This is a genomic window from Candidatus Dormiibacterota bacterium (assembly GCA_036495095.1).
GTDB lineage: Bacteria > Chloroflexota > Dormibacteria > Aeolococcales > Aeolococcaceae > CF-96.
The window spans coordinates 29,943-44,577 of the sequence record DASXNK010000105.1 but is presented as its reverse complement, the minus strand read 5'-3'; the positions used below and the strand labels follow the sequence as shown (position 1 = coordinate 44,577).

11 protein-coding genes and 1 pseudogene are annotated in these 14,635 nt (G+C 72.9%); 4 read left to right on the top strand and 8 right to left on the bottom strand.

Going from position 1 to position 14,635, the window contains the following annotated elements; translation table 11 throughout:
• Nucleotides 1–130, bottom strand: a 130-nt coding sequence (locus VGL20_10870) for an FAD-dependent oxidoreductase (protein ID HEY2704181.1), incomplete at its 3' end; no start/stop codon positions are given.
• Nucleotides 131–150: 20 nt separating this feature from the next.
• Nucleotides 151–1,446, bottom strand: a complete 1,296-nt coding sequence (locus VGL20_10865) for an ATP-binding protein (protein ID HEY2704180.1) — start codon at nt 1,444–1,446, stop codon at nt 151–153.
• A 261-nt stretch (nt 1,447–1,707) separates the two neighbouring features.
• On the opposite strand from VGL20_10865, the gene VGL20_10860 reads away from it, so the two are divergent.
• Nucleotides 1,708–3,711 (top strand): glycoside hydrolase family 15 protein, encoded by a 2,004-nt coding sequence (locus VGL20_10860; GenBank protein ID HEY2704179.1) that lies wholly within the window; start codon nt 1,708–1,710, stop codon nt 3,709–3,711.
• On the opposite strand, the gene VGL20_10855 is transcribed toward VGL20_10860, so the two are convergent.
• Nucleotides 3,708–4,349, bottom strand: coding sequence for a hypothetical protein (locus tag VGL20_10855; GenBank protein HEY2704178.1), 642 nt, complete (start codon nt 4,347–4,349; stop codon nt 3,708–3,710). The genes VGL20_10860 and VGL20_10855 overlap by 4 nt on opposite strands.
• Nucleotides 4,350–4,432: 83 nt before the next feature.
• Nucleotides 4,433–5,437: a serine hydrolase gene (locus tag VGL20_10850; protein HEY2704177.1), complete on the bottom strand. Its 1,005-nt coding sequence runs from the start codon at nt 5,435–5,437 to the stop codon at nt 4,433–4,435.
• A gap of 134 nt (nt 5,438–5,571) precedes the next feature.
• On the opposite strand from VGL20_10850, the gene clpB reads away from it, so the two are divergent.
• A complete protein-coding gene (clpB, locus tag VGL20_10845) occupies nt 5,572–8,220 on the top strand; it encodes an ATP-dependent chaperone ClpB (protein HEY2704176.1) in 2,649 nt (882 codons plus the stop codon).
• Nucleotide 8,221: 1 nt separating this feature from the next.
• Here clpB and VGL20_10840 read toward each other — a convergent pair.
• From VGL20_10840 to VGL20_10825, 4 genes and pseudogenes are all read right to left on the bottom strand, one after another.
• Nucleotides 8,222–8,335 (bottom strand): annotated as a pseudogene (locus VGL20_10840) (PaaI family thioesterase).
• An 8-nt stretch (nt 8,336–8,343) separates the two neighbouring features.
• Nucleotides 8,344–8,550, bottom strand: coding sequence for a hypothetical protein (locus VGL20_10835; protein ID HEY2704175.1), 207 nt, complete (start codon nt 8,548–8,550; stop codon nt 8,344–8,346).
• Nucleotides 8,551–8,588: 38 nt separating this feature from the next.
• A complete protein-coding gene (locus tag VGL20_10830; GenBank protein HEY2704174.1) occupies nt 8,589–9,656 on the bottom strand; it encodes an ATP-dependent DNA ligase in 1,068 nt (355 codons plus the stop codon).
• Nucleotides 9,657–9,734: 78 nt separating this feature from the next.
• Nucleotides 9,735–11,927 (bottom strand): MMPL family transporter, encoded by a 2,193-nt coding sequence (locus VGL20_10825; protein HEY2704173.1) that lies wholly within the window; start codon nt 11,925–11,927, stop codon nt 9,735–9,737.
• 79 nt (nt 11,928–12,006) lie between these two features.
• Here VGL20_10825 and VGL20_10820 point away from each other — a divergent pair, with 79 nt between their 5' ends.
• Together VGL20_10820 and VGL20_10815 are read left to right on the top strand one after the other, a co-directional pair.
• A complete protein-coding gene (locus tag VGL20_10820) occupies nt 12,007–12,516 on the top strand; it encodes a MarR family winged helix-turn-helix transcriptional regulator (protein ID HEY2704172.1) in 510 nt (169 codons plus the stop codon).
• Between the two features lie 28 nt (nt 12,517–12,544).
• Entirely contained in the window at nt 12,545–14,575 is a 2,031-nt protein-coding gene (locus VGL20_10815) for a S9 family peptidase (GenBank protein HEY2704171.1), read from the top strand.
• Nucleotides 14,576–14,635: the final 60 nt, after the last annotated feature.

Genomic DNA, 14,635 nt, shown 5'->3' with positions numbered 1-14,635 from the left:
CCGATGCGCCCATCCCGGGCTGGGGCGCGCGCTCCAGCACCACCACGCGGGCACCGCGCCGGGCGCATCCCCAGGCGACCGCGGCGCCGGCGATCCCCGCCCCCACCACGGCGACGTCCCAGCTCGGCATGGGCAGAGCCTAGCCCCGCGTCAGCGCAGAGCGTCCGGGTCGAGGGGGAGGGTGAGCGCGAAGGTGTTGCCGCGGCCGCCGGTGTCCTCCTGGACCAGCCAGACCCGGCCGCCCATCCGCTCGACCAGCTGGCGGGTGAGGTAGAGGCCGACCCCGCAGCCGCCGCGCTGGCGCTGGAGCGGCGCCTCCACCTGGTAGAAGGAGGCGAAGATCCGCTCCGCCTGGTCGGCGGGGATGCTGCGTCCCTGGTCGACGCACTCGATGTGCATCAGCGTCCCCTCTCGCCGGGCGTCGAGCCGCACCGGCGTGCCCTCCGGTGAGAACTTCAGCGCGTTGTCGACAAGGCAGGCCAGAACCAGCACGAGGCGGTCGCGGTCGGCGAGCACGTCGCGTTCGGAGGCGTCGGGGACGCAGCTGAGCCGTCCCCGCTCACGGGGGTCACCGAAGAGCGTTGCGACCTGCACGAACACCTCGTCGAGCCGCACCGGCGCGGTCTTCAGCCGGATCTCGCCGGCCTCGAGCTGGGCGATGCAGAGCAGGTTGTCGGTGAGCCGGGCCAGGTGCTCGGTCTCGCTGCGCAGCACCTCGATGCCCTCGCGCTGCGCCTCCGGCGGCAGCCGGTCACCGGCGTCCTGCATCAGCGCCAGCCAGCCCTTCACCTTGGCGAGGGGGGTGCGCAGCTCGTGCGAGGCGAGCATGATGAACTCGGTCTTGACCCGGTCGACCTCGCGCAGCTCGAGGAGCGCGGCGTGCTCGAGCTTCAGGGTGTGGGCCATCTGCCGGGCCCGGGCGCTGACCAGCTCGCTGCTCACCATCGTGCTGGTGACCGCGACGAGCAGGCAGAGCAGCAGGTGGGAGAGGAAGAGGTCGATGGTCGCGGGGGTGACCGAGCCCGCGGCGGCGGCCCCGGCGCCGAGGAAGAGGCTGCTGACCACCCCGGCGCAGAGCAGCGAGCCCCACAGCCCGAAGCGGAGGCTGCCGGCGATCACCACGGCGTAGAAGGTCAGCCCGAAGCCGGAGCTCACCCCGCCGTCGAGGTAGACGAGCGCGGTGGCCACGGTCATGTCCACCGCGGTCATCGCGTACTGGGTGCGCCGCCCCGGGAGATGGCGCGCGACCAGGCACACGGTGAGCGCGAGGTTGAAGAGCGCCCAGGCGCCCAGGATGAGGTTGACGGCCCCGGCATCCCGTGAGGGCGAGGGGAAGTTGAAGCTGGCGGCGGCGAGGATGAGAACCAGCCAGCGGCCGAGCTCGATGACCCGCTCCACCGCCGCGCGGCGGTCGTGCTCGACCGCCGAACGGAGCTCGACGGGCATGGCCCGGAGCGTGGTCGCAGGCGACGACCCGTCCTCGGGCCCCCGAAAGGCAGCCAGCACGCGCGATCTCCCCAGCAGCACCGGGGTCAGGCTACGGCCCCCGGCGCGCGGTGCCGCAGACGCTTGTGCAACGGCAGGGTCGCAGAGCTCCGCCCTGCCTATACTGCCCGCCGAGGGGAGGGCCGTCACCGCTGCCGCGGTGGTGGCCCGGGGGAGTCCTCTCGCGCCGGGGGGCGCGTCTGCGCCCACAGGAGAAACGACGTGCCACGCGCCCTGATCCTCGGCAACGGCAGCCTGCAGGTCAACCTCGACGAGGGCTGCCGGCTCCGCGACCTCTACTACCCCTGGGTGGGCCACGAGTCGCACGCGGGCGCGCCCAGCCTGCTGGGCTTCTGGGTCGACGGCACCTTCGCCTGGTTCGACGCCTTCGAGCGCCGCACCGCCTACGAGGACGAGACCCTGGTGGGCGACACCACGGGTCACCACGGCGGGCTCGGTGTCGAGGTGCGCATCCGCGACGCCGTCGACCTCGAGAGCGACGTCCTGGTCCGTCAGATCGAGGTGAGCGACCTCGCCGGCCGCGCCCGCGAGGCGCGCATCTTCCTCCACCACGATCTCAGCATCGGCGGCGGCGAGGGTGGCGACACCGTGTACTACGACCCCGAGCTGCACTGCATCGTCCAGTACCGGGGCAACCGCTGGTTCCTCGTCGACGGCCGGGTCGAGGGCCGCAGCGGGGTGCACATGTTCACCTGCGGGCGCGCCGGCTTCCACGGCTTCGCCGGCACCTGGGCCGACGCCGAGGACGGCGAGCTCGGCGGCCAGCCGATCGAGCAGGGAGCCGTCGACTCCTGCGCCGGCTTCAACCTCACCCTCCCCGCGGGTCGGTCGGCGACCCTTCACGCCTGGCTGTGCGCGGGGACCGACCAGCGCTCGGTGGTCGCGCTCGACGCCATGGTCCGGCAGACCGGCCCGGAGCGGCTGCTGGAGCGCACCCGCCGCTACTGGCGCAGCTGGGCGGCCACCGCCGCCCCCGCCGCCGCCGCGCTGCCGGTGCCGCTGCGCCGGCTCTTCATCCGCAGCCTGCTCACCGCGCGAGCGCTCTGCGACCGCGGCGGCGGGGTGATCGCCTCCACCGACCGCGACATCCTCGAGCACGCCCGCGACACCTACTGCTACGTCTGGCCGCGCGACGCCGCGCTCACCGTCGGCGCGCTCGCCCGCGCCGGCTATCCCGAGCCGCTGCGCGGCCTCCTCGACTTCTGCGCCGGGCGGCTCGACGGCGCCCGCGGGTTCCTGCTCCACAAGTACCTCCCCGACGGCGCTCTGGGCTCCTCCTGGCATCCCTGGTACAGCGACGGCGAGGCCCAGCTGCCGATCCAGGAGGACGAGACCGCGCTGGTGGTCTGGGCCCTGGGCGAGCACCACCGCCGCGCCGGCGACCGCGAGCTGCTCCGCGAGATGTACCGCCGGGTGGTCGAGCCCGCCGCCGATTTCATGGCGTCGTTCCGCGACTGGCGCACCGGGCTGCCGCTGCCCGGGTGGGACCTCTGGGAGGAGCGCCGCGGCGTCCACGCCTTCACCGTCGCCGCGGTCTGGGGCGCGCTCGACGCCGCCGCGCGGATGGCGGCCGAGTTCGGCGACGACACCAAGGGCACCCTGTACGCCGGCGCCGCCGCCGAGGTGCGCCGGGGCGCCGACGAGCACCTCTGGGACCCCACCGCCGGCCGCTTCGCGCGCCGGCTCGCCCCCCGCCCCGACCGCTCCGGCTACGACCGCGACCTCACCCTCGACGCCAGCGTCTGGGGGCTGTTCGCCTTCGGGATGTACCGCGCCGGCGACCCCCGGGTGGCGGCCACCATGGAGGCGGTCCGGGAGCGGCTCTGGGTGCGCGCCGGGGACGGCGGCCTCGCCCGCTACCAGCGCGATTACTACCACTGCGTCGAGCTGTCCGACGACGTCCCCGGCAACCCGTGGGTGATCTGCACCCTGTGGCTCGCCGACTGGCGGGTGCGCACCGCCGGCAGCGTCGCCGAGCTCGAGGAGACGGTGCTGCCGCTGCTGGAGTGGGTCGAGCGCCACGCCTCCGCCGCCGGCCTGCTCCCCGAGCAGGTCAACCCGTTCACCGGCACCCCGCTGTCGGTGGCGCCGCTGAGCTGGAGCCACGCCGCCTACGTCGACGTCTGCCTCGGCTACTGCCAGGCCCTGGCAGCGCTGAGGACAGACGCCGGCGCGACGGCGGAGCCCCGTTCGGCGCTCGGCTAACCGCCGAGGAGGCTGGAGAGGCCCAGGCCGCCGAGGGGCAGGCCCCCGGTGAGGCCGCCGACCGGGAGGCCGTTGAGCAGGCCGCCGATGGGCAGGCCGCCGGCGAGGCCGGTGAGGCTTCCGATGGGCAGGCCGCCGGCGAGGCCGGTGAGGCTCCCGATGGGCAGGCCGCCGGCGAGGCCGGTGAGCCCGCCGAGCCCGCCGCCACCGACGATGGGGAGGCCCCCGGTGAGTCCGCCGAGGCCGCTGGTGGGCAGCCCGCCGGCGATGCCGCCGACCACGGGCAGCCCGCTCACCACCGGCAGGCCGCCGGCGCAGGTGGGCATCGAGGGCGCGGTGTGCTTGGTCTTCTTCGTCTTGCTCTTCCTGGTGGCCGTGGCCGGGTGCTGGAGCACCGGCACGTTGGCCATCACGCCGCAGTTGAGGACGTAGCCGGGCAGCCCGGTGACCGACCCGAGGACGCCGCTGATCGGGTCGCTCGACCCGCTGAGGCCGGGCAGGCTGCCGACCACGGGCAGGCCGCTGCCCCCGCCGACGATGGGCAGCGGAAGCCCGGCGGCGTGGCTGGTGGTGACGATCGCGGTGGCGCCGATCCCGGCGGCGGCGAGCATGGCGGCGGCGATGCCGATACGGCGCATGTTTCTCTCCCGTGGGCCCGGTCTCGGGCGGTTGCACGGTTCCCTACGTTCGGGAGGTGCAGAACCCTGCGGGAGCTCCCCAACTACCGGTGCGGCCGCGCTGGCGGCGGCGCGGGCGGGGGGGTCACGGTGGGCGGGAGGCCCTTCTGGGTGAACCCCCAGTCGAGGAGGAGGCGCATGTCGCTGTAGAGGTGGGGGGCGCCGAGGAGGACGGCGACGAGGCGGTGGTTCTCGCGGACCGCCTCGGCCACCAGGCAGGGGCCGGCGTTGCCGGTGTAGCCGGGCTTGACCCCGACCGTGGGCGGGTAGAGCGACAGCAGCCGGTTGAGGTTGTGCAGCTGGAAGCCCGGGTGGCCGCTGCCCGCCGGCAGCTGCATGTCGATTGTGGACACGAGCCGCTGAAACTGGGGGAACATCTCGCCGGTCACGGTCGCCACCGCGGCGAGGTCGTAGGCGGAGGACAGCTGGGCGGGATCGTCGAGCCCCACCGGCGTGGTGAAGTGGGAGTCGTGCAGCCCCAGCGCCCCCATCTGCGCGTTCATGGCGGCGACGAAGCCGTCCATGCCGACGGTGTCGACCGCCATCGCGGTGGCGGCGTCGTTGCCGCTGATCAACAGCATGCCGGCGAGCAGGTCGCTGACCGTGTAGGTCTCGCCGGCGTGGATCCCCATCACCGTCTCGTCGCCGGCCTGGTGGAGGGCGTCGGGGGTGATCGTCACCTGCCGGTCGGGGCCGAAGTTCTCGAGCGCGACCAGGGTGCTGACCAGCTTGGTGGTGCTGGCGGGGGCGTGGGAGGTGTGGGGGTTGCGCTCCCAGAGGATGGTGCGGGTGTCGAGGTCGACGAGGATGCCGGTGTCGGCGGCCACCGCCGGGGCACCGGGGTGCGATGCCGAACCGTCGGCGAACTCGATGCGGCGCTGCAGGGTGCGCATCGGCGCCGGCGCGCTGCGGCGGTCGGTGCGGATGGTGGAGGCCGCCGACGCCGACTGGGGGTGGGTCAGCACCTCGTCGTGCGGCTGGTTCGAGACGACCACGGTGATCAGCACGGCGGCGCCCGCCGTCAGGGCGGCGGGACGCGACCGGAGCATGTCGGCAAGACGCGGATGGAGGAAACGCATGCTCGATCGGCGCCCATGGTAGCGGCGGCCGAGAGGATTGGCCAGCACCAGTGTCGGGTATCACTCGAGTGTCCCATCAGCCCACCGAAGGTATCGATCGCGCCGTGAGACTCGACCGCTTCACCGAGCGCTCGCAGGAGGCGCTCGAGGCCGCTCAGCAGGCGGCCCAGTCCCTGCAGCATCCGTCCGTCGACCCCGAGCACCTGCTCCTCGCCCTGCTCGAGCAGCCCGAGGGCCTGGTGCCCGGCGTGCTCCGCCGGCTCGAGGTACAGCCCGAGCCGCTCGCCGCCCGGCTGCACTCCACCCTCGACGCGCGCCCCAAGCAGATCGGCGCCGCCGAGCCGGGGGTCGGCCCGCCGCTGCGCGCCGTGCTGATGGCCGCCTTCGACGAGATGGGCCGGCTCAAGGACGAGTACGTCTCCACCGAGCACCTGCTCCTCGCCCTCGCCGGTCAGGACAAGGGCGAGGCGGCGCGGATGCTCACGGCCGCTGGCGTCACCCGTGAGCGCATCTACGGCATCCTCGAGGCGGTGCGCGGCTCGCAGCGGGTCACCGACCCCAACCCCGAGGCCAAGTACGAGGCGCTCGCCAAGTACGGCCGCGACCTCACCGACGCCGCCCGCGCCGGCAGGCTCGACCCGGTGATCGGCCGCGACAGCGAGATCCGGCGGGTGGTGCAGGTGCTCTCGCGCCGCACCAAGAACAACCCGGTGCTCATCGGCGAGCCCGGCGTCGGCAAGACCGCCATCGCCGAGGGGCTGGCCCAGCGGATCGCCGCCGGCGACGTCCCCGAGGGGTTGAAGGACCGGCGCGTGGTCGCCCTCGACCTCGGAGCGATGGTGGCCGGCAGCAAGTACCGCGGTGAGTTCGAGGACCGGCTCAAGGCGGTGCTCAAGGAGGTCACCGCCAGCAATGGCGAGGTGATCCTCTTCATCGACGAGATGCACACCCTGGTCGGGGCCGGCGCCGCCGAGGGCGCGATGGACGCGGGCAACATGCTCAAGCCCGCGCTCGCCCGCGGCGAGCTGCGCTGCATCGGCGCAACCACCCTCGACGAGTACCGCAAGCACATCGAGAAGGACGCCGCTCTGGAGCGCCGCTTCCAGCCGGTGATGGTCGAGCCGCCCTCGGTGGAGGACACCATCAGCATCCTCCGCGGGCTGAAGGAGCGCTACGAGGTGCACCACGGGGTGCGGATCACCGACCCCGCGATCGTTGCCGCCGCGGTGCTCAGCAACCGCTACATCACCGACCGCTTCCTGCCCGACAAGGCGATCGACCTCGTCGACGAGGCCGCATCGAGGCTGCGCATCGAGATCGACTCGCTGCCCACCGAGCTCGACACCGTGGAGCGCGAGATCCGCCAGCTGGAGATCGAGCGCGAGGCGCTGCGCAAGGAGAGCGACGCACCCTCGCGGGAGCGGCTCGAGGCGCTCGAGCGCGAGCTCGCCAACCTGCAGGAGGGCGCCACCTCGCTCCGCGAGCGCTGGCAGCAGGAGAAGACGGCGCTGGATGCGATCCGCGGCATCAAGGAGCAGATCGAGCAGCTCCGCCACGACGCCGAGCGCGCCGAGCTGTTGGCCGACTTCGCCCGCGCCGCCGAGCTGCGCTACGGCCGTCTCACCGAGCTGGAGCGGCGGCTCGCCGAGGAGGAGCAGCGGCTCCGCTCCGGTCAGGGCGACCGCCCGCTGCTCAAGGAGGAGGTCGACGAGGAGGACATCGCCGAGGTCGTCGCCACCTGGACCCGGGTGCCGGTTCGCCGCATGCTCGAGGGCGAGATGCACAAGCTGCTGCGCATGGAGCAGGGGCTGCACGAGCGTGTCGTCGGCCAGGACGACGCCATCACCGCGGTCGCCAACGCGGTGCGCCGCGGCCGCGCCGGGCTGAGCGACCCCGACCGTCCCACCGGCTCGTTCATCTTCCTCGGCCCCACCGGGGTGGGGAAGACCGAGCTCGCCCGTGCTCTCGCCGAGTTCCTCTTCGACGACGAGCGCGCCATGGTCCGGCTCGACATGAGCGAGTACATGGAGAAGCACACCGTGGCCCGGCTGATCGGGGCGCCTCCCGGCTACGTCGGCTACGACGAGGGTGGCCAGCTCACCGAGGCGGTGCGCCGGCGTCCCTACGCGGTGCTGCTCCTCGACGAGATCGAGAAGGCGCACCCCGACGTGTTCAACGTGCTCCTGCAGCTGCTCGACGACGGCCGCCTCACCGACGGCCAGGGCAGGGTGGTCGACTTCCGCAACACCCTGGTGATCATGACCAGCAACCTCGGCTCGCACCTCATCGCCGCGCTCCCCGAGAACCCCGACGAGGAGGCGCTGCGGCAGATGCGCGGCGCCGTGCTCGACGAGGTTCGCGGCCACTTCCGTCCCGAGTTCCTCAACCGGGTCGACGAGCTGATCCTCTTCAGCCGCCTCGACCGCACCCAGCTGCGGGAGATCGTCGGCATCCAGCTCCGCTCGCTGCGCGGGCGGCTGGCGGGGCGGAAGCTCCAGCTGGAGATCTCCGACGCCGCCATGGACCTGCTCGCCCGCGAGGGCTACGACCCGGTGTACGGCGCCCGGCCGCTGAAGCGGCTGATCCAGCGCCGTCTCCAGGACCCGATCGCCATGGCGATCCTCGAGGGCCGGTTTCGCGAGGGCGACACTGTCCGCGTCGACGCCGAGGGCGAGAACCTGGTCATCGGCGGCGGCCGGGTCGCCCCGGCGACCGGCGGCGAGGTGATCGACGCCGAGGTGGTCGAGGCGTAGGTCAGCCGCGCGGCGGCAGCACCGCCTGGGTCTGCACCACCTGGGCGACGCGCCTCCCGGCGCCGTCGCTCAGGTCGGTCTGGACCACGATCACGGTGCGGCCGACGTGCAGCGGAAAGCTGCCTACACCACGGCGTCGTGATCGTCGGTGGGCGCGGCCTCGCCGGCAAGCTCGGCCTCGGCACGCGCCGCCTCCGCCTCGACCTGCGCCTGCACCCCGCTGGCGCCGAGCAGGAAGCTGTCGTCGGCGGGCTCGTCGACGTCGTCGGGCCCATCGTCGAGGGCGTCGTCGAAGTCCTCGTCGGTGGGGTCGGTGGGGTCGCCGGTCATCGGGGATCCTCCTGTGATCGGTCCGCGCGCGGAGGCGGCTACGACGGCCCCGAGAGTACCCGGGCCAGGTCGTAGCGGACCGGCTCCTCGAGCTGGGTGTAGGTGCAGGACCCTGGCTCGCGGTCGGGGCGCCAGCGCCGGAACTGGGCGACGTGGCGGAAGCGGGTGCCCTCCATGTGGTCGTAGCCGACCTCGCAGACCAGCTCGGGCCGCAGCGGCACCCAGGAGAGGTTCTTGTCGGCGTTCCAGCGGCTGGTCGCGCCGGGCAGCCTGCCCGCCTGGTGCGCCTCGGCCTCCGCCCACTCTCGCCAGGGGTGGTCGGAGAGGTCGTCGACGGCGTAGGGGGCGAGCTCCTCGACCAGCTCGGCGCGGCGCTTCATCGAGAAGGCGGCGGCGACCCCGACGTGCTGCAGCCTCCCCTCCCCGTCGAAGAGGCCGAGGAGGAGCGAGCCGACCACCGGGCCCGACTTGTGCCTGCGGTAGCCGGCGACCACGCAGTCGGCGGTGCGCTCGTGCTTGATCTTGAACATCACTCGCTGGTCCTGCCGGTAGGCGATGTCGAAGGGCTTCGCGACCACGCCGTCGAGCCCCGCCCCCTCGAACTCCCGGAACCAGCTCTCGGCCACCTCCACGGAGGTGGTCGCGGCGGCCACGTGCACCGGCGGCGCCGCCGGTGCCAGGGCCTCCACCAGCCGCTCGCGGCGCACCCGGAAGGGCTGCTCGAGGAGGGAGTCGTCGCCGAGGGCGAGCAGGTCGAACGCGATGAAGGACGCCGGGGTCTCGCGGGCCAGCATGTTCACCCGCGAGGCGGCGGGGTGGATGCGGTTGAGCAGCGCCTCGAAGTCGAGCCGGTCGCGCCGCACGATCACGATCTCGCCGTCGACCACGCAGCGCTCCGGCAGGTTGGCGCGCAGCGCCTCGACCACCTCGGGGAAGTAGCGGGTCATCGGCTTCTCGTTGCGGCTGCCCAGCTCGACCTCGTCGCCGTCGCGGAAGGCGATGCAGCGGAAGCCGTCCCACTTGCCCTCGTAGGACATCCCCGGGGGGATCCGCGGCACCGACTTCGCCAGCATCGGCTTGACCGGAGGCATGACCGGGAGTCGCATGCCCGCATGATGCCAACAAACAGCCCCGCCCCCGGCGAGCGGGGACGGGGCTGGTGCAGGAGGGGAGATGTCAGGCTGCTAGGCGGCGGTCTCCGCCTCCTTCCGCGCGGGGGCGGGCAGGGTGCGGGGGGCGTCGGGGCTGACCCGCAGCAGCCGGGCCAGCCAGCCGGGGATGTACCAGTTCCAGCTGCCGAGCATGCTGATCAGGGCGGGGACGAGCAGGGCCCGGACCACGGTGGCGTCGAGCAGGATGCCGGCGCCGAGACCGGTGGCGAGCACCTTGATGTCGGTGTTCGGCGCCGAGGCGAGCGAGGCGAAGGAGAAGAAGAGGATGAGCGCCGCGCTGGTGACGAGGCGGCCGGTGCGGCCGATGCCCTCGATGACCGCGGTGTCGGTCGAGCCGGTGCGGTCGTACTCCTCACGGACACGGGCGAGGATGAAGACCTCGTAGTCCATGGAGAGGCCGAAGAGGAAGGCGAACACCATCAGCGGAAGCCAGAAGGTGATCGCGCCGGTGGCGGGGATGCCGAAGAGGGCGTTCGATCCGTGGCCGTCCTGCCAGAACCAGGTGAGCAGGCCGAAGGTGGCGGCGAGCGAGATCAGGTTCATGGCCACGGCCTTCACGGCCAGGACCAGCGAGCGGAACGCCCGGGTGAGCAGCAGCAGGGTGGCCAGCGCCACCAGGCTGAACATCAGCGGGAAGTTGCCGAAGACCGCGTGGCTGTAGTCGAGCTCGATGGCGCCGATGCCGCTGACCCCGACCACGCCCGGCTGGGAGGCCATGGCGTCGCGCACCGCGGTGACCGCGGCCAGGGTCGAGGAGTTGACGGTCTCGTCCCTGGGCAGGGCGATGAGGTCGACGAGCCCGTTGTGCGAGGACCCGGTGGGGAGGTCGGCGGTGACGATGCCGGGCACCCGGGTGAGGGTGTCGAGCGCCGCCGACGCCCGGTCGGCCTTCACCAGGACCTCGATCGGGGTGAGCACGCCGCCGGGCACGCCGCCGTCGAGCAGGGTCTGGTAGGCGGCGTGGGCGGGGCCGGTCTGGGAGAGGGCGCTGGCGCTGGTGGCGCCGACCTGGAGGTGGAAGACGGGGACGATGAGGAGGGCCAGGATGGCCACGCCGACGGTCGCCGCGATCGAGCGGTGGCGGACGATCAGGCGGGCCCAGGCGGTCCAGGCGCGGCTGGCGTGGGCCTCCTTGCGGACTCGCGGCCAGTCGACCCTGGGGCCGATGCCGCCGAGCAGGGCGGGGAGCAGGGTGAGGCTGACGGCGACGGAGACAACCGGGATGAGCATCCCGCCGATGCCCACGCTGCGCAGCCCGGGCACGGGCAGCACCACCAGGGCGATCAGGCCGATGCCGACGGTGAGGCCGCTGAGCGCGATCGCCCGGCCGGCGGTGGCCACGGCGATGGTCACGGCGGTGTGGTTGTCGGCGCCCTTGGCCCGCTCCTCGCGCCAGCGGGTGACCAGCAGCAGCGAGTAGTCGATGGCGACGCCGAGGCCGACCAGCGAGACCAGGAACTGGACGATGAAGGAGACCTCGGTCAGGGTGGTGAGGCCGAGGATGAGCAGCAGGGTGGCGAGGATGGAGACCGCGGCCACGGCCAGCGGCACCAGGGCGAGGAAGGAGGCGAACACGAGGGCGAGGACCACGAGCGCGCCGGCGCCGGCGACGAGGGTCTCCAGGAGCACGCCCGGCCCGCTGGTGTCGCCACCGGACTCGAGCGCCTGCAGGCCGGTGGTGGTGACGTGGTAGCCGGGGAGCGCGGTCGTCAGCGCGGCCTCGATCGAGGTGGCCGCGGTGTCGCCGCCGAACGAGGTGGCGGTGGGCTCGAAGAGCAGGGCGAAGGTCGAGCGGCCGTCGGAGCTGATGAAGCGCTGGTCGCCGGTGGAGGCGAGGTCGACCACGCGCACCTTCGGCTGCGCCCTGCGGGCGGCGTCGAAGCCGGCGGCGATGCTCGAGGCGTCACCCGCCACGGTCTGACCCGCGGGGACGGTGACCACCTCGATGGCGGGGGCCTGGTCTCCACCGCTGCCGAAGGTTGCGATGGTCTGCTTGGCGGTCTCGAAGCCGGGCTGGCCGGGGAGCGAGAAGTCGAAGCTGAGCCGGTTCGAGACCGCCCCGGAGGCGATCATGCCGGCGATGAAGATCACGCCCCACGCGGCCATCACCCGCTTGCGGTGATGGAGGACGAACCCGGCGAGCCGGGTCATGAACGAGGCCGCGGGGTCCGGTGCCCGTCCTCGAAGCTGGTTCTTCGCTGCCACGTCTCATCCCCTGTTCGCTAATAGTTACAGACTGGAACGATGTATAGCAGAAAGATTCCGCCCTGGTAGTATCAGTCCTGTGACGGAAGCGCCAAGCGGAGCCGACGATCCGGGGTGCGTCACCCCGGGCGCGGGGGTGGGATTCCTCATCTCCCAGCTCGGCTATGTGATCAGCGGCCGGTTCAAGGATCTCCTCGCCCCCCTCGGGCTGGAGCCCCGCCAGTTCCTGGTGCTCCGCCACGTCGCCCAGGCCCAGGGCAGCTCCCAGCAGGCTCTCGGCCAGGCGCTGCGCATCCCCCCGAGCCGGATGGTGTCGATCGTCGACTCCCTGGAGCAGCGGGGGCTGGTCGAGCGCCGGGCCAACCCCAACGACCGCCGCGCCCGCGCCCTGCACCTGACCCCCGAGGGCCGGAGCATGCTCGCCCGCACCTTCAAGGTCGCCGTCGAGCATGAGCGGGCGATCTGCGGCGACCTCTCGCCCGAGGAGCGGGAGATGCTGCTCGGGATGCTGCGCCGGCTCACCCTCGCCCGCACGCTGGTCCCGGGCGTCCATCCCGCGCTGACCAGGGAGGAGGCGGAGGCCTCGTAGCTTCCGGGTTCTGCCAGACTGCCCGGCCATGGAACCGCCCGCCGCCCCCCGCCGCCCCGTCGAGGTGGAGCGTGGTCGCGTCGACGAGTGGCACTGGCTGCGCGACCGCAAGGATCCCGCCACCATCGCCCACCTCGAGGCGGAGAACGCGCACACCGCCGCCGCCATGGCCCACACCGGGGAGCTGCAGCAGCGGCTCTACGAGGAGATCGTGGGACGGGTCGAGGAGACCGACCAGTCGGCCCCGGTGCCCTGGGCCGGCCACCTCTACTACCACCGGACCGTGGCCGGCCAGCAGTATCCGATCCACTGCCGCCGGGCGGCAGCGGACGGCGCGCCCGAGCAGGTGATCCTCGACGAGAACGCGCTCGCCGAGGGGCACGACTACCTCTCGGTGGGGTCGATGGCGCTCAGCCCCGACCACCGCCTGCTCGCCTACGCCGTCGACCACGACGGCGGCGAGGTCCACACCGTGCGGATCCGCGACCTGGAGACCGGCCACGAGCTGTCCGACGTCCTCGCGCGGACCTACTACGGGCTCGCCTTCGCCTCCGACAACCGCACCCTCTTCTACACCCGTCCCGACGAGTCGATGCGCCCGTTCCAGGTGTGGCGCCACCGTCTCGGCACCCCGGTCGAGGACGACGTCCTCGTCCTCACCGAGCCCGACGAGCGCTTCTTCGTCTCGGTGGGGCGGAGCAAGACCGGGCGCTTCATCGTGGTCCAGCTCGGCAGCCAGATCACCAGCGAGGTCCACCTCCTCGACGCCGCCGACCCCGAGGGGGCGCTGCGGGTGGTCGAGCCGCGGCGCCAGGGCATCGAGTACATGGTTGCCGACCACGGCGACCGCCTGTTCGTCGTCACCAACGACGGCGCCGAGAACTTCCGGCTGATGGAGGCCCCGGTGGCATCCCCCGGCCGCGCCGCCTGGCGCGAGCTGATCGGCGGCAGCGACGACGTCAAGCTCGACGGCGTCGACGTCTTCGCCGGCCACCTCGCCCTCTTCGAGCGCAGCGCGGGCCTGCGCCGGATCCGGGTGATGGACCTCGACGGCGGCGCGATCCACGAGATCGAGCACGACGAACCGGTGTACAGCGCCTGGGGTGGCGAGAACCCGGAGCACGACACCTCGGTGCTGCGCTTCGAGTTCTCCTCGCCGGTGACGCCGCGCTCGACCTACGACTACGACATGCGCACCCGCGAGCGGGTGCTGCGCAAGCGGGTCACCGTCCACGGCCACGACCCGGCCCGCTACCGCACCCAGCGGGTCTGGGCCACCGCCCCCGACGGGGTGCGGGTGCCGGTCTCGGTGGTCCACCGTGCCGACCTCGCCCTCGACGGCAGCGCCCCCTGCCTCCTCTACGGGTACGGGGCGTACGAGATCCCGTCCGACCCGGTGTTCTCGTCCTCGGTGATCAGCCTGCTCGACCGCGGCTTCGTCAGCGCCACCGCCCACGTGCGCGGCGGCGGCGAGATGGGCCGGCGCTGGTACGAGGACGGCAAGCTGCTGCACAAGCGCAACTCGTTCACCGACCTGTGCGCCGCCGCCGAGCACCTGGTGGCGGAGGGCTACACCCGGCCCTCCCGGCTGGCGATCCGCGGCGGCAGCGCCGGCGGCCTGCTTGTCGGCGCCGCGGCCACGATGCGCCCCGACCTCTTCGCCGCGGTGGTCGCCGAGGTGCCCTTCGTCGACGTGGTCACCACCATGCTCGACGAGTCGCTGCCGCTCACCGTGATCGAGTGGGAGGAGTGGGGCGACCCCCACCAGGACGAGTTCTACGAGTACATGCTCTCCTACTCCCCGTACGACAACATCACCGCGCGCGACTACCCGGCGATGCTGGTGACCGGCGGCCTCAACGACCCCCGGGTGGGCTTCTGGGAGCCGGCCAAGTTCGTCGCCAAGCTCCGGGCGCTGCGCACCGACGACCACCGGCTGCTCCTGAAGATGGAGATGGGCGCCGGCCACGGCGGCCCCTCCGGCCGCTACCAGCGCTGGCGTGACGAGGCCTTCGTCCAGGCCTTCCTCCTCGATACCGTGGCCCCGTCCGGGGACTGAGCACCCGCGGGTACGACCAGCCAAGCCGGGGGCGGTCCGGTTGGTGCATCCCGCCTCACT